The 368-nt window shown below is 40.5% G+C and carries 1 pseudogene; it reads left to right on the forward strand.

Features of this window, described 5'->3' with window-relative positions:
• Nucleotides 1-34: 34 nt before the first annotated feature.
• Nucleotides 35-368 (forward strand): annotated as a pseudogene (locus AC1M9J_RS14825) (transposase); the annotation flags it as partial.

Below are 368 nucleotides of genomic sequence, written 5' to 3' on the forward strand. Positions count from 1 at the left end.
TTGTCGGAGACTCAACATTCTGAGAACTACTCCGATGAAAAAATTAAACTATACCCCTGAAATCAAGGAAAGAGCGGTTCAACTTGTTATTGAATCCGAAAAAGATTATCCATCAAATTGGGCTGCAATCACTGCTATTGCTCCCAAGATAGGTTGTACCCCTGAAACACTGCGTGTTTGGCATCAAAAATATTTGGATCAACAAAATCCAGTTAAAGTACAGCATCTTTCAGATCAAGAACGCATAAAACAACTGGAACGTGAAAATAAAGAACTACAACGCGCTAACGAAATTCTACGTAAAGCAGCTGCTTTTTTCGCCTAGGCGGAGCTCGACCGCCCACACAAATAATGGTGGATTTCATCCA

The sequence above is a fragment of the Acinetobacter sp. ANC_7588 genome (assembly GCF_056783995.1).